General features: G+C 71.5%; 12 protein-coding genes. 8 read left to right on the plus strand and 4 right to left on the minus strand.

The features are described from left to right. Positions 1-167: 167 nt before the first annotated feature. Positions 168-2,690 carry an FxSxx-COOH system tetratricopeptide repeat protein gene (gene fxsT, locus EIY87_RS25705; protein WP_125312458.1) on the plus strand — a complete coding sequence of 841 codons (2,523 nt, stop codon included), beginning with the start codon at positions 168-170 and terminating at the stop codon, positions 2,688-2,690. A 21-nt stretch (positions 2,691-2,711) separates the two neighbouring features. On the opposite strand, the gene EIY87_RS25710 is transcribed toward fxsT, so the two are convergent. The 3 genes from EIY87_RS25710 to EIY87_RS25720 all read right to left on the minus strand — a co-directional run bounded on the left by EIY87_RS25710 (position 2,712) and on the right by EIY87_RS25720 (position 4,964). Beyond that, complete coding sequence (locus tag EIY87_RS25710; protein WP_125312459.1) at positions 2,712-3,905, minus strand: MAB_1171c family putative transporter; 1,194 nt, start codon at positions 3,903-3,905, stop codon at positions 2,712-2,714. Between the two features lie 80 nt (positions 3,906-3,985). Then, entirely contained in the window at positions 3,986-4,534 is a 549-nt protein-coding gene (locus EIY87_RS25715; protein ID WP_125312460.1) for a toxin, read from the minus strand. Positions 4,535-4,559: 25 nt separating this feature from the next. Then, complete coding sequence (locus tag EIY87_RS25720; protein ID WP_125312461.1) at positions 4,560-4,964, minus strand: XRE family transcriptional regulator; 405 nt, start codon at positions 4,962-4,964, stop codon at positions 4,560-4,562. 375 nt (positions 4,965-5,339) lie between these two features. Here EIY87_RS25720 and EIY87_RS25725 point away from each other — a divergent pair, with 375 nt between their 5' ends. After that, entirely contained in the window at positions 5,340-6,227 is an 888-nt protein-coding gene (locus EIY87_RS25725) for a ParB/RepB/Spo0J family partition protein (protein ID WP_158641356.1), read from the plus strand. A 6-nt stretch (positions 6,228-6,233) separates the two neighbouring features. On the opposite strand, the gene EIY87_RS25730 is transcribed toward EIY87_RS25725, so the two are convergent. Continuing rightward, positions 6,234-6,917 (minus strand): TetR/AcrR family transcriptional regulator, encoded by a 684-nt coding sequence (locus EIY87_RS25730; protein WP_125312463.1) that lies wholly within the window; start codon positions 6,915-6,917, stop codon positions 6,234-6,236. 79 nt (positions 6,918-6,996) lie between these two features. On the opposite strand from EIY87_RS25730, the gene EIY87_RS25735 reads away from it, so the two are divergent. The 6 genes from EIY87_RS25735 (at position 6,997) to EIY87_RS25760 (ending at position 24,552) form a co-directional block, all read left to right on the plus strand. Further along, positions 6,997-9,279, plus strand: coding sequence for a S9 family peptidase (locus tag EIY87_RS25735; RefSeq protein WP_125312464.1), 2,283 nt, complete (start codon positions 6,997-6,999; stop codon positions 9,277-9,279). A gap of 98 nt (positions 9,280-9,377) precedes the next feature. Next, on the plus strand, positions 9,378-15,740 hold the full coding sequence (locus EIY87_RS25740; RefSeq protein WP_158641357.1) for a non-ribosomal peptide synthetase: 6,363 nt from the start codon (positions 9,378-9,380) through the stop codon (positions 15,738-15,740). Positions 15,741-15,827: 87 nt separating this feature from the next. Beyond that, positions 15,828-17,366, plus strand: coding sequence for an MFS transporter (locus EIY87_RS25745; RefSeq protein WP_225440147.1), 1,539 nt, complete (start codon positions 15,828-15,830; stop codon positions 17,364-17,366). A 50-nt stretch (positions 17,367-17,416) separates the two neighbouring features. Further along, positions 17,417-22,009, plus strand: coding sequence for a non-ribosomal peptide synthetase (locus EIY87_RS25750; protein ID WP_158641359.1), 4,593 nt, complete (start codon positions 17,417-17,419; stop codon positions 22,007-22,009). A gap of 37 nt (positions 22,010-22,046) precedes the next feature. Beyond that, positions 22,047-23,282, plus strand: coding sequence for a metal-dependent hydrolase family protein (locus EIY87_RS25755; RefSeq protein ID WP_125312468.1), 1,236 nt, complete (start codon positions 22,047-22,049; stop codon positions 23,280-23,282). A 40-nt stretch (positions 23,283-23,322) separates the two neighbouring features. After that, positions 23,323-24,552 carry an MFS transporter gene (locus tag EIY87_RS25760; protein ID WP_125312469.1) on the plus strand — a complete coding sequence of 410 codons (1,230 nt, stop codon included), beginning with the start codon at positions 23,323-23,325 and terminating at the stop codon, positions 24,550-24,552. Positions 24,553-24,681: the final 129 nt, after the last annotated feature.

The following is a 24,681-nucleotide window of genomic DNA, read 5'->3' on the forward strand; positions in this document are numbered from 1 at the left end:
GTGTCTTGTGGGGGCAAGCCCCCGAACTCCCACGCGTGGTTGCGTTGATCTGATTGGTGTTCGGCAGCGAACGCGTGAGTACACCTCCGCGCCGCTGCTTTCCGGCGCCGTAACGCCCGTGCGGATCGGGGAGACTTTTCCCGAGAGGCGACGCGAAGGAGCGGGTGGTGGCGGTCGGGGAGTCTGCCGAGGGGCACGCGGGGAAGCCGCCGGCGCGGCGGGTTTTCCTCAGTCACACCAGTGAGCTGGACGAGTTGCCGAAGCCGCGGTCGTTCGTGGCGGCGGCGAAGGACGCGGTGGCCGCGGCCGGGGATGCGGTGGTGGACATGTCCGCGTTCACCGCCCGGGACGCGACTCCGGAGCAGCTGGACCGGGAGATGCTGGCCGAGGCTGACATCTACGTGCTGATCGCGGGTTTCCGGTACGGCATGCCGGTGCGTGGCCGTCCGGAGGTTTCCTACACCGAGCAGGAATTCGAGATCGCCACCGTCGCCGGTATGGAGCGGCTCGTTTTCGTGGTGGCCGAGGGGGCTGAGGGGCCGTCGGAGTTGTTCCGGGATCTGCAGTACGGGGCCCGGCAGGAAGCGTTTCGGAAACGGTTGCCGGACAGCGGTCTCACGATCACCATGGTGTCCTCGCCCGGCGAACTGGCCACCAAGCTGGAGCGGGCGCTGACCCGGGTGCGACGTCCCGGGCAGGAGTCGAAGCTCGTCGGGCGGATCTGGAACATTCCTGCCCGCAGGGTCAAGTTCACCGGTCGAGACGGATTGCTGACGCGGCTGCGGGAGTCGTTGTGCGCGGGGCAGCCGGCGGTGGTGCACGCGCTGAACGGGATGGGCGGGGTCGGCAAGACCACCACCGCCATCGAATACGCTCATCGCCACGCCGCGGACTACGACGTGGCCTGGTGGATTCCCGCCGAAGACCCCGACCTCGTCGCCGGCCACCTGGCCGACCTCGCCCGGGCCTTGGACCTGGCTGCCGGCCAGGACGCACCCGCTGTCCTGCTGGCTCGGTTGCGCGGGGCACTGCAGTCGCGCGGGCGGTGGCTGCTGGTCTTCGACAACGCCGAGGATCCCGCCGTCCTGCGGCCGCTGCTGCCCGGCGGCGACGGGCACGTCATCATCACCTCTCGCAACCCCGACTGGGACGACATCGGCACCGCGCTCCCGGTGCGGGAGTTCATCCGTTCCGAGTCGGTCGAGCTGTTGTGTACCCGCTGTCCCGGGCTTGCCCACTCCGACGCCGGACGCATCGCCGAGGCCCTCGGTGACTTGCCGCTGGCGGTCAACCAGGCAGCGCGCCTCATGGCGACCACCGGCTTGACCGCCAAGGACTACCTCGAACTACTCGACGAGCGCGTCCACGACTTGATGGCTCGCCGTGAGCAGGGCAGCAGCTACCCCGTCTCGCCGGCCGCGGCGTGGACGGTGTCGTTCGACCAGCTCGGCCGCGATCACCCCGCCGCATTGCACACGTTGACGTTGGTCGCGTGGCTGGCTCCCGAACCGGTTCCGTTCACCCTGCTCACGCACCAGAACGGCGACGCCAGGGTGATTCCGCGAGATCCACTGGCCTTCGCCGACATCACGACCACCCTGCGCACGCGCGGGATGGCCGAAGTCACCACCACGACGATCCAGCTCCACCGGGTCCCCGCCGCACTCTTGCGGGCACGCACCCGCGACGACGTCATCGCCGAGGGCGACCCGGACTCGACCTGGCCGGTCACCGCAGTCCGGCTGCTCTGCGCCGCCCTGCCCGACAACCCCTGGAGCAACCCGCCGAGCTGGCCGCGCTGGTGGGAGCTTCTCCCGCACCTGCTCCTCGTGTGCGACCCCGAACGCGCGTGGCAGCCGGTGACAGCGGAAGTCGCCTGGCTGCTCGATCGCACCGCGACCTTCCTGCAAACCCGTGGCGACCCGCGGGCCGCACTGCCCTTGTTCGAGCGGGCCTACGCACTGCGCAGGAACCTCCTTGGTGACGACCATCCCGACACCCTCAACTCCGCCAACAACCTCGCCGTCGACCACCAGGACTTGGGTGGGTTCCAGCGGGCGAGGGAATTGGATGAGGACACCCTTGAGCGTCGCAAACGCGTGCTGGGCGACGACGACCCCGACACCCTCAATTCCGCCACCAACCTCGCCATCGATCTCAGGGAGCTGGGTGAGCACCAGCGCGCCAGGGAATTGGATGAGGACACTTTCGAGCGTTCCAAGCGCCTTCTGGGCGATGACGACCCCAGCACCCTGAATTCCGCCTGCAACCTCGCCATCGATCTCAGCTGGCTGGGCGAGTACGAGCGGGCCAGGGAATTGGACGAGGACACCCTCGAGCGTTCCAAGCGCCTGCTGGGCGAAAACCATCCCGATACCTTGACTTCCGCGAGCAATCTGGCGCACGACCTCAGGGGGCTGGGCGAGTACCGGCAAGCTCGTGAGCTGGATGAGGACACGCTGGATCGCCGCCGGCGTGTCCTCGGCGACGACCATCCCGACACCTTGACTTCCGCGAGCAATCTGGCGCACGACCTCAGGGGGCTGGGCGAGTACCGGCAAGCTCGTGAGCTGGATGAGGACACGCTGGATCGCCGCCGGCGTGTCCTCGGCGACGACCATCCCGACACCCTGACTTCCGCGAACAATCTCGCGCATGACCTCAGGGCGCTGGACGAGGTCCGAGAATGACGAATCCGTGGAGACGGTGCGTCAGCTGGTGGCGGGTTGGAGGACCTTCGGATTCTCCGGTGGCTGCGTAGCCGTGTACGCACGGCCCACCCGGACCAGCCACTCGATGTCGTCGTCCAGGTCCGTTGCCTCCAGGCGCTCCAGGCGGCTCGCGCCGGATTCCTCGTTCGCCGCCCAGCCCGCCGACTTCGCGGCCAAGGCCGCGCGGAGGGACCAGGCCGCTTCGACCGCCAAGCGCCTCACGTCCGTGTCGACCCTCGTGTTGTTGTGCGGTACGTAAGGGCGCAACGCTCGCCAGGAGTCCCGGATTTCGATCACCCTGCGGCCCAGGAGGTAGCGCATCTCCTCGACGCGGAGGTAGGCGCGGCGGGGGACCTTGCCGGTCAGGAGGCTCACGTCGGGGAACGCTTGGTTGAGGTCCCGCCAGAGACTGCCCAGCGCCTGGTACGACCGGACGTCGCGCCACCAGGTCGTCACGTTCTTGCACTGGGCGGCCAGGGATGGGATCAGCAGGCCCAGGACGATCCCGATCGTGCCGAGGCGGCTGACGACGCCCAGGGCGACCTCCCAGGCCATCGGGTCGTAGCCCAGCATCAGGGCGGGGACCGAGATCAGGCGGCCGGCGATGACCAGGAGATCGGCGCCCGCGCCGATCATCGTCACGAACAGGCCGCGCCGGAGCCACGTGTCCCGGCTCAGGCGGGCGTAGGGCCAGCAGAGCCTGAGCAGCACCGTGAGGCCGTGGCCGAAGCCCAGCTCGAAGACCAGCAGGTACGCGATCACCATCGGGCGGTTCGCGTTCTGGACGAGGTATTCCGTGCCGTCCGGGGTCTTCACCGCCGCCGCGATCCAGAGGGCGATCATCACCGCTCCGACGGCCGAGCCGCGGGCGATCACCGCTCGGCGCTTGCGCCTGGCGTCCGCCGGGGAATTGGACCACGTGATCACCGCGACCAGGAGCGCCGGGCTCAGGACGACCGCGGCCAGGAGTTCCATGACCAGGGTCGACAGGTTCGGCAGGCCCGTGCGGAGCTCGAGGGCCTCGCTGATCCCCGGTGACGTCACGGTCCAGGCGATCGCGCCCGAGGCGAAGACGGCGAGCAGCGCCATCGTCGCCGGGTCGCGGCGGGCCTTGGACGAAGTCAGGAGCTTGTAGACGAGTGCGATGAAGCAGAACGCCGCCATCGCGGGTCTGGTGGCTTCCAGCAGATCCATCCCGAGCGTCCCCCAGCTGGTCGTCGAGCGCCGGTCCTCCAAACTACGGTGGGACGCTCAGTCGTGGTAGCCCTTCCCGGTCACGTGAGCGACCGCCGGATGCGGTCGAGGATGCCGTCGGCCGACGCCGGGTCCGCGGTCTCGGGCGCCTCGCGCAGGCGGTCCTGGATGATCGTGGCCATCATTTCCGCTTCCTGCTCCTGGCGTTCGGTGTACCCGGAGCGGCCGAGCAGGTCCTGGACGAGGCTCGGGTCCAGGTCGGGGAAGAGCAGCTGGGTCGTGACGCTGCTGGCGGCGGAAACCCCGCGGTGGCCGTAGATCATGTGCCCGAGCTCGTGCGCGATGATGTGGTGCTGGTGCGGCCGGCTCGCCGCCGCCTCGTAGGTGATGAAGTCGGCCTCCGGCGTGGACAGCCACAGCCCGCACGGGTCGGACGGCCGGATCGTCACCGGCAGCACGTGCAGCGGGATCCCCCGCTTGGCGCTCAGCGCGTCCGCGAACTCGACGACATCGCGGCACGGCGGCAGGTGCAGGGACTCGAGCTTGCGCTTGGCGGCCCGTCGCATCGCCGGCAGCGACACGACGTCGAACGGTTGATGGCGGCTTCGGCGGTCCACGTCTGCCCTCATGTCGGGTCCGGTGTTCGACGCACCCTCAGCGTCGCGTCTGCATTCGACCGATCTCTTCGATCATACGCGACATGAACTCCCGGCCGGAGCTGTCGAGTTCGAGCGCGCGCAGCGTGATGTTGCGGATGTCGGCATTGCGCAACGCGGCGATCAACGCCAGCTGCGAGTCCACCCGTTCGGACGTCTCGTCGTCGAAGAAATACGCGGGCGGCACCCGGAAGAAGGACGCCAGCGCCTCGAGGTGGCGCTTGGTCGGGTTGTCCCGCTGACCGGTCCGCAGTTGCCAGACGTAGGTCTTGGAAAACGTGCCGCCGACCATCTCCGCGCAGCCCTTGGCCACCTCGTCGTTGCTGTACTCGCGGCCGAGCGGCTGGACCGTCTCGAACAGCTTCTCGATCTTGGCTGCCAGGGAAGGAGCTGGGGTGGTCACGGCACTAACGCTCCTCTGGAGGTCGCTGTCATGGACAGAGCATAGCCTGCTGGTCACGATAGTTGACGCGAACCGAGGTGCGTCGTAGGCTCCAGGTGTTCGCTGGTGTGACCGACAGGGCAGCATCGGTCATCTGAGTTTACCCGGCCGTCGCCCTCGGGAGGATGCGTCTTGGCGGGGAACACCGGTTTTCCACACGATAGGTTCGTTCGGTCGCCGTGACAACGGAGTCGAGCAGAATCGGCACGCGGCGCGGTTGTCATCGGGCGGAGCGGCTTTCGCATCCGGGGGGATCCCATGACCGTATCTGCAGTTTCGGCGGAGGAAAACTTCGCCGACCCCTTGAATCGTGAATCTCGGTTCTATTCGAACGTCGTGAACGTCCCGATCCGGGACTTGACGCCCTTCGCGGCGGCGCCCCGGACGGCGGAGGACGCCGACCACGTCCGCGCGCTCGCGGAATCGGCGATCGCGCCGCCGCCGATCGTCGTCCACCGCGCGACGTCGCAGGTCGTCGACGGGCTGCACCGGCTCCGGGCGGCGCAGCTGCGCGGCGAGAAGACCATCGCCGCGGTGTACTTCGACGGTGACGTCAAAGAGGCGTACGTGCTGGCCGTGAAGCTGAACGCGACGCACGGCCTGCCGCTGACCCTGGCCGACCGGAAGGCCGCGGCGCGGGAAATCCTGTCCCTGTACCCGGAGTGGTCGGACCGGCGGATCGCGGGGGTCGCCGGGCTCTCGCCGAAAACGGTGGCCGCGATCCGGCGGCGGTCGGATGGGGAATTTCCCCGTTCGACCGGCCGGCTCGCGAGCAACGGGGTGCTGTACCGGTCCAACGAGCAGGCGAGGCGGCGTGCCGCCGAGCTGTTCGAGGCCGACCCGGACGCGTCGGCGCGCGAAGTGGCACTGGCGGCCGGGGTTTCGGTCACCACGGCCAAGGACGTGCGCAAACGGCTGCGCGACGGGGAAGAACCGGTGTCCCGCAAGGGAAGCAAGCCGGCTCGCGGCGCGGCGATCGGGACCGCCGGGCGGCGTGCGGACCCGGCCTACGTGCTGGACCGGATGCGCCGGGACCCCGCGCTGCGGTTCACCGAATCCGGCCGCGCGGTGCTGCGCTGGCTGGAGGTCCCGTTCGGCGGCGCCGACCTGCGGACCGTCGTGGACAAGATCCCGAGCCACTGCGCGCCCGGCCTCGCCGAGGTCGCCCGGCAGCGCTCGCGCGACTGGGACCAGCTGGCCGAGCTGCTCGACCACTGCACGTGAGCCGCGTCAGGCGCCGGACGCGCGCGAGCCGGCCGGCGCCCCCGGCGGGTCGAAGATCCAGTCGAGCCAGCGGCCGAAGACCTCTTCCTGGTTCATCCTCGGGACCTCTTCGTTGACCTGGCGCAGGGTGGGGAACCGTTCGGGGTCCAGCTCCCGGAAGAGGCCGCGGACGCGGTTCCAGCCGGGGACGTCCTCGGGATCGGTCCGGCGCGGGTACATCAGCGCGCTGCCGAGGACGAACCGCTGCAGGCCGCTGAACACCATGACGGCCGTCTCGATGTCGTAGCCGGCGTCGAGCATGCCCCGGTAGATCCGTTCCCCCATCAGGAGCTGGTGCGGGCTGTCGAGGGCGTGCTCGAGCGTGATGTTCACCAGTCCGGGGTGGGCGACCAGGACCCGGAAGTACTGCCGGGCGAGTTCCTTCGCCCCTTCGACGCCGGATTGCTCCGGCGGCCCGATCTCCGCGAAGACGTCGTCTACGAAGGCCGCGAGCAGTGCGTCCTTGTCCCGGAAGTGCCGGTAGAGCGCCATCGGGTCGACCTTGAGATCCGTGGCGATGGCGCGCATCGTGACCGCGTCGACGCCCTTCTCCGCGACCGTCGCCGCCACCGCGTCGAGGATCAGGCGGCGGTTGAGGGAGCCGCGCGGCGTTGCCGTCCGGGTGGTGTTCTTCGCGGGTTTTTCGGTCACGCGACCAGCCTAATCGACCTCGCGGGGGCTCGGATCGGGTAGTTGTCTACGGCGTAGACTATGCCGTATCGTCGCGCTCATGGAGCGCACCATTGCCGTCGAGGACTACCGGCGGGCGGAGCAGATGCTGCGGCCGCGCCGTTCTTCGCTGATCACCGGCGTGGTCGGGCCGCTGACGTGGTCGGCCCGGTCGGATTCGTTCTGGTACCCGACGTCGGGCGCGCACGGCGCGGAACACGTGCTGGTCGATCCGGCCGCGGGCACGCGGCAACCCGCCTTCGACCACGCCCGGATGGCCACCGCGCTGGCGGCCGCGACCGGGGAACCGGTCGAGCGCGTGATACCGCGGTTGTCGGTGCTCGACGTCGAAAGCGCCGCCGTGGTCGTCGAATCCGGTGGCCGCCGGTGGCGGGTTTCACTGGCGGACTACGCGTGCACGCCCGTCGAGGCGCCGGTTTCCGCGGCCCCCGGGGAATCCCGCTCGCCGGACGGGCGGTGGACGGTCTTCGTCCGCGACCACAACCTGTGGGTGCGCGACGAAACGGGCGCCGAGTCGGCGCTCACCCACGACGGCTCGGCCGACAACGCGTACGCGACCGAAACGACGTTCTGGCAGCACCGGTCGATCATGCGGAAGGCGGGGGCGGTCGCGCCCCCGGTGGTGCTGTGGGCCCCCGACGGCGCGAAGCTGGTGACGCACCGGATCGACGAACGCGAGGTCGGGCTGCTGCACCTGGTCGAGTCGGCGCCGGAGGGTGGCGGCCGCCCGGTTTCGCACGCCTACCGGTACGCCATGGCGGGCGAGGAAAACCAGCCGATGCTGCACCTGGTCGTCGTCGACCTGGAGCGCCGGACGGTGACGCCGTCGGACGCCGAGCCCTTCTACGCGTCGTTCCGCTCGCCGCTGGCGTGGGACCGGGCGTGGCTGTCGGCCGACGGCGGGACGCTCTTCTACCTCGACCCCGGCCGGTTCTACCTGCGCCTGCGGCTGATCGCGGTCGACCTGGCGACGGGCCGATCCCGGGTGGTCGTCGAAGAAACCGGCCAGACCCGGGTCGAGCCCAACCAGATGATCTTCCAGCCGCCGCTGGTGCGCACCCTGGCGAACGGGGAAGTGCTCTGGTACTCCCAGCGCGACGGCTGGGGGCACCTCTACCGGTATTCCGCTTCGGGGGTTCTGGTCAACCAGGTGACGAAGGGTGCCTGGGCGGTGCGGGAGATCGTCCACGTCGACGAGGACGACGGCGTCGTCTTCTTCACCGCGGCCGGCCTGGTCGACGCCGACCCGTACGTCCGGCAGCTGTGCCGGGCCGAGCTGGACGGCAGCGGCTTCACCCGGCTGACTGGCGACCTCGACGACCACGTCGTGCAGGCCGCGCCGTCGGGCCGCTACCTGGTCGACACCGCGTCCCTTGCGGACCGGCCGCCGGTCGCGGTGGTGCGCGACCGGACCGGCAAGGTGGTGGTGGAGCTGGAGCGAGCCGACGTCTCCGCGCTCGAACGGGCCGGCTGGACGCCCCCCGAGCGGTTCCGGGTCAAGGCGGCCGACGGCACCACCGACATCTACGGCCTGCTCTGGCGCCCGTACGGATTCGACCCGCAGCGGCGGTACCCGGTCGTCGACCGCATCTACCCCGGACCCCATTCCCAGCACGCGCCGCCCGGGTTCGACAACACCGGCACCGGCGACTTCGAGGCGTACGCGGCCTTGGGGTTCGCCGTGGTCTCGGTGGACGGCCGCGGCACACCGGGCCGGGACAAGGAGTTCCACGACCTGTCCTACGGGCACATCGACGACTTCGGCGGCCTCGACGACCACGTGGCGGCCATCACCGAGCTGGGCAGCCGGTACCCGTGGCTGGACACCGGGCGCGTCGGGATCACCGGCAACTCCGCCGGCGGATCCGCGTCTGTACGCGCCGTGCTCGCCTACCCGGAGTTCTACCGGGTGGCGATCGGGGTGTCCGGGTGCCACGACCCGCGGCTGCAGCTGCCGTGGTGGGGCGAGGTCTACCAGGGCCCGTACGAACCCGAGCGCTACCTCCGGTGCGTCAACGCCGAACTCGCCGGGAACCTGCGCGGAAAACTGCTGCTGATCCACGGCGAGCTCGACGACAACGCGCTGCCGTACCAAACACTGGGATTGGTGGACGCCTTGATCGAGGCGAACAAGGACTTCGATTTGCTGATGGTGCCCGGCGCCGGGCACACCATGTTCCACCGCGAGGCCTACGTCACCCGGCGGAAATGGGACTACTTCGTGCGCCACCTCATGGACGCCACGCCGCCCGCCGGGTACGAGCTGGCCGAAATCCCGTCGGGATCGCTGGCGTGGGGCCGTTCGCTGAGCCCCAAGGTTTGACGATCCGAAGCGGAGCGTGCCAAGGTGATTCCACTCGGAAAGTGCTCGATATAGCCGCCGAATTCCTCTTTCAAACAATTCCGCATCTGGGGGATGCTGTGCCCGCCACTGAAGCGCTCCGATTGTCCGCCGCCCAGCAGTCCATCTGGTTCGCGCAGAAACTGCGGCCGGAGCTCCCCAATCTGACCGCGGTGTATTGGGACGTCGACGGCGAGCTGGACCTGCCGGTGCTGCGCGCGGCGTTCCGCGACGTGCTGGCCGAAGCGCGGCCGTTCCTGACGAACTTCGACGAGGACGAGCACGGGCCGTACCAGTTCGTCCGCGACGACGTGACCACCGAGGCCGTCATCACCGACGTCAGCGCGGAACCGGACCCGGTCGCGGCGGCCCTCGCGGCCGTCGCCTGGAACCGGCGGGGCCCGCTCGACCTCGCGACGGACACCCTGTGCCGGGTGGGCGCGGTCAAGGTCGGGCCCGCCCGGTTCTTCGTGTTCGTCGCCATGCACCACCTGCTGAACGACGTGTTCGGCTACACCGTCTTCATGCGCCGGGTCGCGGCGGTCTACTCCGCGAAGCTGGCCGGCACCCCGGTCGGCCCGAGCGGGTTCACCGGCCCCGAAACCCTCACCGACGCCGATCGCGAGTACCGGGAGTCGGCGGCCGCGGCCGCCGACCGGGCGTTCTGGCAGGAGCGGCTGGCCGCCGTCGCGGCCCCGGTTTCGCTGGCGGGGCAGCGCGCACCGGGGCGCGTCGGCCTCGAACACCACGTGCTGCACGTCGAGGCCGCCGAACTCGACCGCTGGCGCGCCGCCGCCGACGCACTCGGGCTCCGGTTCTCCAGCTACTTCATCGCGGGCTTGTCGGTGCTGATCCAGCGGCTTTCCGGCGCGGACGACTTCGCCGTCCGGCTGACGATGGCCAACCGCACGGGCGCGACGAAGGCGGAGCCCGGGCTGCGCGCGGGGTTCGTCCCGCTCCGGGTTGCGATCCCGCAGCAGGCGCCGTTCGCCGAGGTCGCCGAGCGGATCGCCGGCGAGGTGCGCGAAGCGGTGCGGCACTCCGGGTGCTCGACGTCGGACGTGATCTCGGCCGCCGGCTGGTCGGTGAGCGAGCACCTCGGGCCGGTGCTGGGGATCCTGCCGTTCTCCGACGCGCTGGACTTCGGGGGCGCGCCGGGCGCGTTCGCCATCGAGTCGGCGGGAGTGGTCGACGACCTGGCGGTCACCGCGTACGAGGACAAGCGGACCGGCGGGCTGGTCGTGCGGTTCGACGCGAACGCGGCCCGGTACGCCGCCGCGGACCTGGCCGCGCTGGCCGGGCGCTTCGAGGCGGTGATGACGCAGATCGCCGCCGGCCCGCGGACCGCCGTCGGCCGGCTGAGCACGCTGCTGCCGGGCGAGTGGGACCGGCTGGCCGAGTGGGGCCGCGCGGGCGCGCCGCGGCCGGAAGCGGCGACGGCGACGGCCGCGTTCGCCGAGCGGGCGGCGTCGTGCCCGGACGCGGCGGCCGTGGCGCTCGGCGGGGAAACGCTTTCGTACGCGGAGCTGGACGAGCGGGCGAACCGGTGGGCGCGTTTCCTGTCCGGACGCGGGATCGGGCCGGAGTCGATCGTGGCGGTGGTGCTGCCGCGCTCGCTCGAGCTCGTCCCGGTGCTGCTGGGAATCTGGAAGGCGGGCGGGGCCTACCTGCCGATCGACGCGGGGTACCCGGCGGAGCGGATCGGGTTCGTGCTCGCCGACGCGGGTGCGCGGCTGGTGCTGACCACCGAAGAGCCCAGCGGCGCGACCGCCGGCTTCGACGTGCCCCAGGTCGTGATCGACGCCGAAGCCGTACGCGCCGAGGTGCGGGCCTGCCCGGGCGACGCGGTCGCGGACCGGTTGGAGCCGCTGAACGCGGCGTACGTGATCTACACGTCCGGGTCGACCGGAACGCCCAAGGGCGTGACGGTTTCCCAGGCGGCGGTCGCGGACCTGGCGGCCGCGCCGGTGTACGCGTCCGGCCGGCACCGCCGGGTGCTGGTGCATTCGCCCCTGGTGTTCGACGCTTCGACGTACGAGCTGTGGGTGCCGCTGCTGGGCGGCGGGACGGCGGTGCTGGCTCCGCCGGGGCGGCTGGACCCCGCGGTCATCGGGGAAGTCCTGGTGTCGCACCGGGTTTCGGCGTTGTTCATGACGACCCGGTTGTTCGAGCTGCTGGTCCGCGAGAGCCCCGGTGTCTTCGACGGGGTGGACGAGGTCTGGGTGGGCGGCGAGGAGATCCCGGCCGAAACGCTGTCCCGCGCGCTGGAAACCGTCTCGGCGACGATCACCAACGGCTACGGCCCGACGGAGGCGACGACGTTCGCGGTGACGCGGCCGTTCGCGGACCGGGACGGCGTGCCGGACGGCCCGGTGCCGATCGGCACGCCGCTGCCGGGGATGTCCGCGGTGGTGCTGGACCCGGGACTGAGCCCGGTGCCGCCGGGGGTGACCGGCGAGCTGTACGTCTCGGGGGACGGCGTGGCGCGCGGTTACCTGCGCCGCCCGGGCTTGACGGCGGCCCGGTTCGTGGCGAACCCGTTCGACCCCGGTGGTTCCCGCCTGTACCGGACCGGGGACCTGGTGCGGTGGACCGCTTCCGGTGAGCTGGTGTACCTCGGCCGGGTGGACGACCAGGTGAAGATCCGCGGGTTCCGGATCGAACCGGGGGAAGTCGAAGCGGTGCTGGCGGCCCACCCGTCGGTCGCCCAGGTCGCGGTCGTGGTGCACGGCCGCGCGGGCGAGCGGGACCGGGCGGACCGGCAGCTCGTGGCGTACGTGGTGGGCGACGCCGACCCGGCGGAGCTGCGCCGGTTCGCCGGTGCGCGGCTGCCGGAGTACATGGTCCCCGCCGCCGTGGTCGTCCTGGACAGCTTCCCCTTGACCGCCAACGGGAAGCTCGACCGGCGGGCGCTGCCGGAGCCGGAGATCGCGCGGGACCGCTACCGCGCGCCGCGCACCGAGCGGGAGAAGCTGCTGGCGGACGTGTTCGCCGAAGTGCTGGGGCTCGACCAGGTCGGGATCGACGACAACTTCTTCTCCCTCGGCGGGCAGTCGCTGCTCGCGGTCAAGCTGATCACCCGCATCCGGGCGCGGATGGGCGTCGAGGTGCCGATCCAGGTGGTCTTCGAAACCCCGACCGTGGCCGGCGTCTTCGCGAGCCTCGACTACCGGACCGAGGTCCGGCCCGCGCTGCTCGCCCGGCGCCGCCCGGACGCGCTGCCGCTGTCGTTCGCCCAGCGCCGCTTGTGGTTCCTGTCCCGCTTCCAGGGACCGTCTTCGACCTACAACGCGCCTTTGCTCATGCGCCTCTCGGGACAGCCGGACGTCCCGGCACTGCGGGCGGCCTGGGCGGACGTCGTCGCGCGGCACGAGAGCCTGCGCACGCTGATCGCCGAGGACGACCAGGGCGGGGCCGTCCAGCGCATCCTCCCGGCCCACGAGGCCGACGTGCCGTTCGCCGAGCTCACCGTGCCCGGCGGCGAGCTCGACGCCGCGATCGACGCGCAGGTGCGGCACAAGTTCGACCTGACGGCCGAGATCCCGCTGCGGGTGGCGCTGATCCGGCACGCCGACGACGAATACGTGCTCTTGGCCCTGCTGCACCACATCGCCGCCGACGGCTGGTCGACCGCACCGCTGGTGCGCGACCTGTCCGAGGCGTACACGGCCCGGCTGGCCGGGCACGCGCCCGGCTGGGCGCCGCTGCCGGTGCAGTACGCGGACTACGCGCTGTGGCAACGGGAACTGCTGGGTTCGCAGGCGGACCCGAAGAGCGTGCTGGCTCGGCAGTTCGAGTACTGGCGCACCGAGCTGGCGGGGGTGCCGCAGCCGCTGCAGCTGCCGCTCGACCGCCCGCGCCCGCAGAACATCTCCTACGACGGCGACTTCGTGCGGTTCGTGGTCGGCACGGCCGAGTTCCGGCTCATCGAGGAACTGGCGCGCAAGCACGACGCCACGGTGGCGATGGTGTGGCAGGCGGTGCTGGCCGTGGTGCTGCACCAGCTCGGCGCCGGCGACGACATCACGATCGGCTCGCCCATCGCCGGGCGCACCGACGACGCGCTCGACGACCTGGTCGGCATGTTCATCAACAACGTGGTGCTGCGGGCGGACCTGTCCGCCCACCCGACCTTCGCCGAAGTGCTCGACCAGGTGCGGGAAAAGGCGCTGGCGGCCTACGAGCACCAGGACACGCCGTTCGAGCTGCTGGTGGAACTGCTGAACCCGGAGCGTTCGACCGCGTACGCGCCGCTGTTCCAGGTGATGCTTTCGTGGCACAACACCGAGGCCGCGGAGCTTGAACTGCCCGGGCTGAAGGGCACGGTCCGGTGGATCGGGAACGGGTCGTCGAAGTTCGACCTGACGATCGACCTCGTCGAGGCGCTCGACGCCGCAGGCGACCGCGTGGTCGAAGGCCGCATCGAGTTCGCCACCGCCTTGTTCGACCGCGGGACCGTCGAGCGGCTGGCCGAGCGCTTCCGCGCGGTCGTGCGCCAGGTGACCGCCGATCCGGCGATCGTGGTCAGCCAGGTCGACGTGCTGGTGCCGGCGGAACGCGCGCTCGTCGCGGCCCGGGCCGCCGCGCCGGTCGAGCTGCCGGACGCCACGCTGCCGGACCTGTTCGCCGCGCAGGTGGACCGGACGCCGGACGCGCTCGCCGTGGTGTGCGACGACGTCGAGCTGACCTACCGGCAGCTGGCCGACCGGGTCGACGGGCTGGCGCGCGTGCTGCGCGGCCGGGGCGTCGGCGTGGAATCGGTCGTCGCGGTTTCGCTGCCGCGCACGGCGGAGCTGGTGGTGGCGCTGCTGGCCGTCCTGCGGGCCGGCGGCGCGTACCTGCCGCTGGACCCGGGTTATCCCGCTCAGCGCCTGGAGTTCGTGCTCGGCGACGCCCGGCCGGTCCTGCTCATCACCGACAAAGCGACCCGGGAGAAGCTGCCGCCGGACCTGCCGCCGACGCTCCTCGTGGAGGACGCCGGCGAGCCGCGGGCCGAAGCCGGCGCGCTCGAAGGCGGTGCCGGGCCGCGGAACCTCGCCTACGTGATCTACACGTCCGGGTCCACGGGCAAGCCCAAGGGCGTCGCCCTCGCGCACGCCAACGTCGTCGCGTTCGTCGCCCAGGTGGCCGAGCGGATGGGCGTGGCACCCGGCTCGCGGATGCTGGCCAGCACGTCGGTCAGCTTCGACGTCTCGGTGCTGGAGCTGTTCGGGGCGCTGAGCACCGGCGGCACCCTCGAGGTCGTCCGGGACGCGCTGGTCCTCGCCGAGCGCGGCGGCTGGTCGGGCGGGGTGATCAGCACGGTGCCGTCGGTCTTCGCGGAAATGGTCGACAGCCTCGAGGGCTCGGTCACCGCCGACACGATCGTCTTCATCGGCGAAGCACTTCCGACGTCGCTGGTCAAGCGGGTCCAGAAAGCGCTGCCGGGCACCACGATCGTCAACGGCTACGGCCCGACCGAAACCGCGGTCGCCTCGACCGAGCACGCCCTCGCCGAGCCGTGGGAATCCCGGCCGTGGACCGCGACGGACGCCTCGATGCCCATCGGCAGCGCGCTGGACGACGAGCGCGTCCACGTCCTCGGGCCCGGGTTGCGGCCGGTGCCGGTGGGGGTGGCCGGCGAGCTGTACATCGCCGGTGCCGGGGTCGCCCGCGGCTACCGCGGCCGGGCCGGCCTGACCGCCTCGCGGTTCGTCGCCGACCCGCTCGACCCGGCGGGCGGCCGGATGTACCGGACCGGCGACCTCGTGAAGTGGGGCGACGACGGGCTGCTGCGGTACCTCGGCCGGGTCGACCACCAGGTGAAGGTCCGCGGTTTCCGGATCGAACCGGGCGAGGTCGAAGCGGTCCTCCTGGAGCACCCCGCGGTCGCCCAGGCGGTCGTGGTGGCGCGCGGGGCCGGCGAAGGATCCGGCCTGCTGGTGGCCTACGTCGTCCCGGCCGAAGGCGCGTCGATCGGCGAGGTCGCGGAGCTGAGCCGCGTGGTGGCCGAGGAGGGCGCGGCCGTCCACGACGTCGCCGAGCTGCGCAGCCACGTGGGCGCCCGGCTGCCGGAGTACATGGTGCCCGCGGCCGTGGTCGTGCTGCCGCAGCTGCCGCTGACGGCGAACGGGAAGCTGGACCGGCGGGCCCTGCCCGACCCCGAGTTCGGCCAGGCGCGCTACCGCGCGGCCCGCACCCCCGAGGAACGGACGCTCGCCGAAGCGTTCGCCGAAGTGCTGGGGCTCGACCAGGTCGGGATCGACGACAACTTCTTCGAGCGCGGTGGCCAGTCGCTGCTGGCGGCCCGCCTGATCGCCCGGATCCGCTCGATGATGGGGGTCGAGGTGCCGATCCAGCTGATCTTCGAAGCACCCACCGTCGCCCGGTTGGCCCAGCGCTGGACCGAACTGCGGGCGTCCCACCGGCCTCAGCTCCGCCGCAGGAGTCAGGAAGCGGGCTGAGAAAACGCGGCAACGCCGCATCGGCCCCGGAAACCGAAGAAGAAAGATGGCATGAGTACAGCAACGAAATCCGTTCGATCGCCGGCGATGATCCTCGCCGTCCTGTGTGTCTGTGTGGTCGTGATCAACATGGACACCATGATCGTCACCGTGGCGCTGCCCGAGCTGGTGGACCAGCTGCACGCCAGTACCGTCGACCTGCAATGGGTTTCCGACGCCTTCAACCTCGTCTTCGCGGCGCTGGTGATCGCCGCCGGGAGCCTCAGCGACCGGTTCGGCCGCCGGGGCGCGCTGGTCTTCGGCCTGGCGGTGTTCACCCTGGCCTCCGGGCTGGGCGCCTACGCGAGCACCGCGGGCGAGCTGATCGCGGCGCGGGCCGTCATGGGCCTCGGCGCGGCCTTCATCTACCCGACGACCCTGTCCATCCTCACGACGGTCTTCGTCGAGCGGAAGGCACGGGCGGCCGCGATCGGGATCTGGGGCGCGTGCTCGGGGATCGGCATGGTCCTCGGCCCGCTCGCCGGCGGTGCGCTCCTGCAGGCGTTCTGGTGGGGCAGCATCTTCCTCGTGATGGCGCCGATCGGCCTGATCGCGCTCGGGCTGACCGCGGCGTTCGTGCCGACCTCGCGTGACCCGGAAACGCCCGCGCTCGACAAGAGCGGCCTGCTCCTGTCGTGCCTGGCGTTCGGCATCCTCGTCTACACCATCATCGAGGCACCCGCGTCGGGCTGGGACAGCGCCCGGGTGATCGCCGGCTTCGCCGCCGCCGTCGTGCTCTTCGTTTCGCTGTACGTGCGCGAGATCAAGGCCCGCACCCCGATGCTCGACGTCCGGCTGTTCCGCGACGCGCGCTTCTCGGCGGCCTGCGGGGCGATGACGATCGCGACGTTCACGTTGATGGGCCTGACCTTCCTCCTCACGCTGTACCTGCAGTTCCTGAAGCTGTACTCCCCGCTGGAGACCGGTTTGCGGTTCATCCCGGTCGCGGTCGGCATGGTGATCGGGTCGATCCTCGGCGGGAAGCTGGCCGTGCAGTGGGGTTCCCGGATCGTGATCACCGCCGGGCTCGGCGTGCTGACCCTCCTGTTCGTGTGGTTCACCGGCGAATCCAACGACACGAGCGCCGCGGTCCTCGCCCTCCAGATGACGCTCATCGGGGTCGGCCTCGGCACGGTCGGCGTCCCGGCGACCGACGCGATCATGCGGGTGGTCCCGGCGGCGAAGGCGAGCGTCGGCTCGGCGATGAACGACGCCACCCGCCTGCTCGGCGGCACGCTCGGCATCGCGATCGTCGGCAGCCTCTTCCAGTCGCTCTACACCCACCACCTGATCGGCGAGGCGGTGCCGGGGCTGCCGCCGGAGTCGCTGACCAAGGCCCAGGACTCGATCGGCAACGCGATCACCGAAGCCGCGCGGTACACCGCCGAGGGGCAGCCGGCGCTGGCGGACCGGCTGATCGGCGCCGCGCAGTCGAGTTTCTACGACGGCTTCCACACCGCGTCCTGGACCCTCGCCGGCTTGGCGGCGGCGATGGTCGTCGTCGCGTGGTTCTGGCTGCCCGCCGAGAAACCCGAGCAGCCGGCGGCCGCGGAACCGGCGGTGGAGCCGTCCGACGCCGAGGCCTGACCGACCGGAGCACGACGCGACCGTTCACGAATTCCATGGGGGCGAATCCGATGATCCCGTTGTCTTTCGCGCAACGCAGGCTGTGGTTCCTGCACCAGTTCGAAGGCGCTTCGGCGGCGTACAACATCCCGTTGATCATCCGGCTGTCGGGGGCGCTGGACGTACCGGCGCTGCGGAGCGCGGTCGGAGACGTCCTCGAGCGGCACGAAAGCCTGCGGACCGTCGTCGTGCAGGACGAGCGGGGTGAGTCCTTCCAGCGGGTGCGGCCGCTTTCCGAGCTGCCGCCCCCGCTCCCGGTCTCCGACGTGCCGCCGGACCGGGTGGACGCCGTGGCCGCGGAACTGGCCCGGCACGAGTTCGACCTGGCCGCGGAGACACCGCTGCGGGCGACGCTGCTGCGGTCCTCGGCGACCGAGCACGTGCTGGCACTGGTGCTGCACCACATCGCGGGCGACGGGTGGTCGACGCGGCCGCTGATCCGCGACCTCTCCGAGGCCTACGCCGCGCGGTGCGCCGGGCGGCCGCCGAGCTGGGAGCCGCTGCCGGTGCAGTACGCGGACTACACGCTGTGGCAACGGGAACTGCTGGGCGACGAGAACGACCCGGAGAGCGTGACGGCCAAGCAGCTCGAGCGCTGGCGGGCCGAGCTGGCGGACCTGCCGCAGCCGATCACGCTGCCGACGGACCGGCCGCGGCCGGCGTCGGCGGGCGGGGACGGCGGCACGGTGTGGTTCTCGATCGACGGGGAGCTGCTCGAAGCCGTCGAAGAGCTGGCGCGCAAGGAAGGCGTGACCCGGTCGATGGTCATGCAGACGGCGCTGGTGGTGCTGCTGCACCGGCTCGGCGCCGGCGACGACATCGCCGTCGGGGCGCCGACCGCGGGCCGGATCGACGAGGCGCTCTCGGAGCTGGTCGGGTTCTTCGTCAACAGCTGGGTGCTGCGCGTGCGGGTGGGCGAGCGGGACACCTTCGGCGACCTGCTCCAGCAGGTCCGCCGCCGGGCGCTGGCCGCGTACGCCGACCAGGACGCCCCCTTCGAACTGCTGGTGGAGCTGCTCAACCCGGAGCGCTCGACCGCCTACCACCCGCTGTTCCAGGTCATGTTCGCCTGGCACGACATCGAGCTGCCGGTGCTGGACTTCCCCGGGGTGCGGGGCAGCATCGAGATGGCCCAGACCGGCACCGCGAAGTTCGACCTCGACTTCAGCCTGACCGAGGTCGCACAGCTGCCGGAGACGGGACAGCGGGGGGTGCGGGGCAAGATCGAATACGCGACCGACCTCTTCGACCGGAGCACGGTCGAGGCGATCGGTGCCCGGTTCACCGCGGTGCTGCGGGCGATCGTCGCCGACGCCGGGGCCCCGGTGCGCCGGGTCAGCGTCCTGCTGCCGGGTGAGCAGGACCGGCTGGCCGGGTGGGGCCGCGTGGCCGCGACGCCGTCGGGTGCGCCGGTGACGGTGGACCGGGTGTTCGCGGAGCGGGTCAAGGCGGCGCCGGACGCGGTCGCGGTCGAGGCCGGCGCGGTGACCGTGTCGTACGCGGAGCTGGACGCGGCGTCGAACCGGTGGGCGCGGTTCCTCGCCGGGTGCGGGATCGGGCCGGAATCGGTGGTGGGCGTGGCGGTGCCGCGCTCGCCCGAACTGGTCGCGCTGCTGCTGGGGGTGCTGAAGGCCGGCGGTGCCTACCTGCCCATCGACGCCGGGTACCCGGCCGAGCGGATCGGCTTCATGCTGCGGGACGCCGGCGCGCGGCTGGCGGTCGCCACCGACGAGTCCGCCCCGGCGCTGGCGGGTTTCGACGTGCCGGTGGTGTCGATCGACGACCCGGTCACCGGCGCCGAGCTGGCGGCGTGCACGGACGGCGTGCTGACCGGCGCCGACCGGGCGGGCCGTCCCGATCCGGCGAACGTGGCGTACGTGATCTACACGTCCGGGTCGACGGGGACCCCGAAGGGCGTCGCGGTGCCGCAGGCGGCGATCGCGGACCTGGCGGCCGAGCCGGTGTACGCGAGCGGCCGGCACCGCCGGGTGCTGGTGCATTCGCCGCTGGTGTTCGACGCCTCGACGTACGAGCTGTGGGTGCCGCTGCTGGGCGGCGGGACGGCGGTGCTGGCCCCGCCCGGGCAGCCGGACCCGGTCGTCATCGGGGAGCTCCTGGTCTCGCGGCGCGTTTCGGCGCTGTTCCTGACGACCCGCCTGTTCGAGCTGCTGGTCCGGGAACGCCCCGAGGTCTTCGACGGCGTGGCCGAGGTCTGGGCCGGCGGCGAAGAGATCCCCGGCGAGACGCTGACCCGGGCGCTGAACACGGTCCGGGCCACGGTCACCAACGGCTACGGCCCGACGGAGACGACGACGTTCGCGGTGACGCGGCCGTTCGCGCCCGGGTCGGCGGTGGCGCCCGGCCCCGTGCCCATCGGCGTTCCGCTGGCCGGGATCTCGGCGGTGGTCCTCGACGACGGGCTGCGGCCGGTGCCGCAGGGGGTGACCGGTGAGCTGTACCTGTCCGGCGCCGGGGTGGCGCGCGGCTACCTGCGCCGTCCGGCGCTGACGGCCGGGCGGTTCGTGGCGAACCCGTTCGGCGTCCCGGGATCCCGGCTGTACCGGACCGGGGACCTGGTGCGGTGGAACGCTTCCGGTGAACTGGTGTACCTCGGCCGGGCGGACAACCAGGTGAAGCTCCGGGGGTTCCGGATCGAGCTCGGCGAGGTCGAAGCGGCGCTGGCGGCGCACCCCTCGGTCGCCCAGGTGGCGGTCGTGGTGCGGAGCCGGTCCGGCGAGCCGGACCGCCGGCTGGTGGCCTACGTGGTCCCCGCCGCGGGGAACCCGCCCGCCGGGCCGGACGAGCTGCGCCGGTTCGTCGGCGGGCGGCTGCCGGAGTACATGGTGCCGTCGGCCGTGGTCGAGCTGGACCGGTTGCCCCTGACCGTCAACGGCAAGCTGGACCGGCGGGCGCTGCCGGAGCCCGAATTCGCCCCGGAGCGCTACCGCGCGCCGCGGACCGAACAGGAGGAGCTGCTGGCCGGCGTGTTCGCCGAGGTGCTGGGGCTCGAGCGGGTGGGGATCGACGACAACTTCTTCGAGCTGGGTGGCGACAGCATCGCGTCCATGCAGGTGGTTTCGCGGGTGAAGGCGCTCGGCGTCGCGGTCACCCCGCGCCAGCTGTTCGAGCACCGCAGCATCGCGAGCCTCTTCGAGGCGCTGCCCGCGGACGCCGGCTCCGGCGAACGGGCGGCGGCGGCCGAGCCGGACGTCCGGGAACCGATCCCGCTGCTCCCGGCGGCCCGGTCGCTGCTGGAGTCCGGCCCGCACCCGCGGTTCGCGCAGTGGATGACGTTCGAACTGCCGGCCCGGACCGGCGAGAAGGTCTTCCACGACACCGTTTCCGCGCTCGTCGACCGGCACGAGCTGCTCCGCTCGCGGCTGGTGGTCAAGGGCAGCCAGGAAAAGTGGGGGCTGCTGCCCGTCGGCGCGGACGACCTGCCACTGGACCGGCTCGTCCACCGCGTGACCGGCGCCGGGCAGTGGGACGCCGAGCTGTCGGCCGCGCTCGAGCGCCTCGACCCGGAGAACGGCGTCATGGTCCAGTTCGTGTGGTTCACCTCGGTGGACGGCGAGCCGGACCGGCTCCTCGTCATCGCCCACCACCTGCTGATCGACGGTGCCTCCTGGCAGATCCTCGCCGAAGACCTCGGGACCGTGTCGGCGCAGGTGGCGCGCGGGGTGCTGCCGAGCGCCGTCCCTTCGGGAACGTCGATGCGGCGGTGGGCGACGGCGCTGGAGGCCGAAGCGCACAGCGCCTCGCGCACCGCCGAGCTGGCGGACTGGGTCGGCATCCTCAGCGGCCGGGACCCGCTCTTCGGCGCGCACCGGCCGGACCCGGAAAAGGACCTCTGCGGCGGCGAATCCATGCTGACGGTCGAGGTCCCGGTGGCGGTCACCAAGGCGGTGTCCAAGGCCCTGCCGAAGGCGCTGGGCGGCGGGCTCACCGACGGCCTGCTGGCGGCACTCGTGCTGGCGGTGGCGCGGTACCGCCGGGCCCGCGGTGACCACTACGAGTCGTTCCTGGTCCAGCTCACCGGGCACGGGCGCGAGGAGGAGCTGGTGCCGGGGGCCGACCTCTCGCAGGCGGTCGGTTGGTTTGCCAAGGTGTACCCGGCCCGGGTGGACATCGGCGGGATCGACCTCGACGACGCGCTGGCCGGCGGTCCCGCGGCGGGCGAGGTCGTCCGCGCGGTCGGGCGCCGGCTGCGTGCCGTGCCCGGCGGGGGCATCGGCTACGGCCTGCTGCGGTACTTCAACGAGGAGACCGCGGCGGAGCTGAAGAAGTTCGACGGCCCGCAGTTCGGGTTCAACTACATGGGCCGGTTCGCGGCCGGCGGACAGTCCGAACAGGACAGTGGCGGCGCGTGGCGCGCGGTGCCGGGGAGCCTCGGCGCGCAGCGGGACCCGGAAATGCCGGTGCCGCTCGCCGTGGACGTCAACGCGCTGATCGTGCAGTCGGGTGCCGGGCCGGTGCTGAAGGGCCTGTTCACGTTCCACGAAAACATCGTCGAACAATCCGTTGTCGAAGAATTGATGCGGATGTGGGTCGAAGAACTGACGATGCTCGCGCGGTTCGCGACGAAGGTCCCGGCCGTTTCCTGAACCGGCCGGCGGTCCGCGAAAAACCTGGGGGAAAACGATGTCGGTGACGACGCTGTTCCGCGGCGCGGCCGTTCTGGACGCCGAGCGCGGTGAACTCGAAGGTGACCGGTCCGTGCTGGTGGTCGGTGACCGGATCGCCGAGGTCGGGTCGGCGGCCGAAGTGCGGCCGCCGGACCCCGACCGGGTCGTCGACCTGCGCGGGCGCACGCTGATGCCGGGCCTGATCGACGCGCACGTGCACGTCTACGTGCAGAGCATGGATCTGTCCCAGGTGGAGTCGTGGTTGCCGTCCTACCTGGTGCCGAAGGCGGCCAAGGCGCTCGGCGAGATGCTCCGGCGCGGGTTCACCACCGTCCGCGACGTCGGGGGCGCGGACTTCGCGCTCGCCCAGTCGATCGAGGAAGGCCTGGTCACCGGGCCGCGGCTGATCCACGGCGGCCCGGCGCTGTCGCAGACGGGCGGGCACGGCGACTTCCGGTCCCGCGGCGACTTCGGCGGCCACGGCTGCCTGCGCTGCCCGACCATCTTCCGGCTCGCCGACGGCCCGGACGAGGTGCGCCGGGTCGTGCGGGACGTGCTGCGCGGCGGGGCGCACCACATCAAGCTCATGCTGTCCGGCGGGGTGCTTTCGCCGACCGACAGCATCACTTCGGTGCAGTACACCGCCGAGGAGATCGCCGTGGCGGTGCGCGAGGCGGACGCGGCCGGGAAGTACGTCACCGGCCACACCTTCCTGGCCGGTGCCATCAATTCCGCGCTGCGCCAGGGTGTCCGGTGCATCGAGCACGGCAACTTCATCGACGACACCTCGGTCGGGCTGTTCGCCGAACACGACGCCTTCCTGGTGCCGACCCTGACCATCGTGCGCGCCATCCAGGAGCTCGGGCCGGCCATGGGCCTGTCCGGCGACGTGCTCGCCAAGAGCGCCGAAGTCTTCGAGGCCGGGATGACGGCGCTGGAGCGCGCGCACCGCGGCGGCGTGAACCTCGTCTACGGCACCGATCTCCTGGGCGATCTGCAGACGCGGCAGCTGGAGGAGCTGACGCTGCGCGCGGAGGTCCAGCCCCCGGCCGACCTCATCCGCTCGGCCACCACCACCCCCGCGCGGCTGCTCGGCATGGCAGGCGAAATCGGCGTCGTCGCGCCGGGGGCGTACGCCGACCTCCTCGTCGTCGACGGCGATCCGCTGGCCGGCATCTCCGTCCTCGCCGCACCCGAACGGCATCTGAACCTCGTCATGAAGGCCGGAACCGTCTACCACGACACCATGTGAAGGCGCAGGGCGCCGGGTCGGTGTCTCGAAGGATGCAACGATGCCACCAACTGTCCGGAAGACCGTCTTCTTGTTGTTCGCCGCTTACGCCGTCGACCTGATCGACCGGCTCGCGATCGGCAACGCCCTGCCGCAGATCGGCACCGACCTCGACCTCGACCACGCGCAGCGCGGGCTCGCGGTGTCCGTGTTCTTCGTGGCCTACGCGCTGGTGCAGATCCCCGGCGGGGTGCTCGCGGACCGGTTCGGCGCGGTCCGGATGTGCGTCTTCGCGATGCTCGCGTGGTCGGTGTGCACCGGGCTCACCGCGGCGGCCTGGTCGTTCGCCGCGTTGCTCGCGACGCGGGCGGCGTTCGGCGTCATGCAGGGCATGTTCCCCGCCGCGTCGGTGAAAGCGCTCTCCGAGCGCACCCTGCCCGAGCAGCGCAACACCGCCAACGGCTGGGTCAACGCGTCGAGCTCCTTCGCGATCCTGGGGGCCGGCCTGCTCGCCGCGGCGATGCTGCCCGTGATCGGGTGGCGCGGGATGTTCCTCGCCATTTCCGGCCTCGGGGTTCTGGTGGCCCTCGCCTGGAAGTGGTGGCTGCCGCCCGCGTTGCCGGAGCCGGTGACGGCCGACCTCGGTCCCACGCCGTCGCGGTGGGCGTTCGTCCGGTCGCCCGCGATCCTCGGCTGCGCCACGCTTTCCTTCGGCTTCAACCTGCTGGCCTGGGGCGTCACCACGTGGGTGCCGAGCTACCTGACCGAGGAACGCGGGGTGCCGGTCGGGACCGCGGCCCTGCTGATGACCCTGCCGACGGTGCTGGGCGCGGGCACCATCATCCTCGGTGGCAGGCTGGCCGACCGCCTCGGCGGCCGGCCACGGGTGATCGTCGTGCCCGCGATGGCGGTCGTCGGCGGGCTCGAGCTCCTCCTGCCGAGGGCGGGCTCGGTCACCTGGTTCATGGTCGTGCTGACGTTGCTGTACTCGACGCTCGGGCTGTGCCTGACGTCCTCGTTCTCGGTTCCGTTGCGCGCCTTGCCCACCCGGTGGCTCGGGCTCGTGGCGGGCCTGGTGATGTCCGGGAGCCAGCTGGCCGGGATGGTCGCCCCGTACGCGTTCGGCTTCGTCGTCGACCACGCGTCCTACGGCGCCGGGTTCGCCATGCTGGCGGCCGGTCCGGTGATCGCCATTGTGGCTTCGATTCTGGTTCCGCAGAACGCCGAAGAATTCCGGTCGTCGATCCGGCGCCGGATTGGGACGACCTTGACTGCCCGCAGCGGGGCGTGACAGGATCGGAGATATCGGAAAGCACAGTTCATTGAATTTCTTCACTGTGCGACTGGGGTGCTTTTCATCGGGGATCTTCTCGTTCAGCGCGTGGTGCGCGCGGCGATTTCTAGTGCGGGAGTTGCATAG

This window comes from Amycolatopsis eburnea (assembly GCF_003937945.1).
Classification (GTDB): Bacteria; Actinomycetota; Actinomycetes; order Mycobacteriales; family Pseudonocardiaceae; genus Amycolatopsis; species Amycolatopsis eburnea.

Bases quoted from the DNA above. Each gene is read 5' to 3' on its own strand.
- EIY87_RS25750 (WP_158641359.1), top strand. From the start codon at position 17,417: ATGATCCCGTTGTCTTTCGCGCAACGCAGGCTGTGGTTCCTGCACCAG.
- EIY87_RS25755 (WP_125312468.1), top strand. From the start codon at position 22,047: ATGTCGGTGACGACGCTGTTCCGCGGCGCGGCCGTTCTGGACGCCGAG.
- EIY87_RS25710 (WP_125312459.1), bottom strand. From the start codon at position 3,905: ATGGATCTGCTGGAAGCCACCAGACCCGCGATGGCGGCGTTCTGCTTC.
- EIY87_RS25735 (WP_125312464.1), top strand. From the start codon at position 6,997: ATGGAGCGCACCATTGCCGTCGAGGACTACCGGCGGGCGGAGCAGATG.
- EIY87_RS25715 (WP_125312460.1), bottom strand. From the start codon at position 4,534: ATGAGGGCAGACGTGGACCGCCGAAGCCGCCATCAACCGTTCGACGTC.
- EIY87_RS25760 (WP_125312469.1), top strand. From the start codon at position 23,323: ATGCCACCAACTGTCCGGAAGACCGTCTTCTTGTTGTTCGCCGCTTAC.
- EIY87_RS25745 (WP_225440147.1), top strand. From the start codon at position 15,828: ATGATCCTCGCCGTCCTGTGTGTCTGTGTGGTCGTGATCAACATGGAC.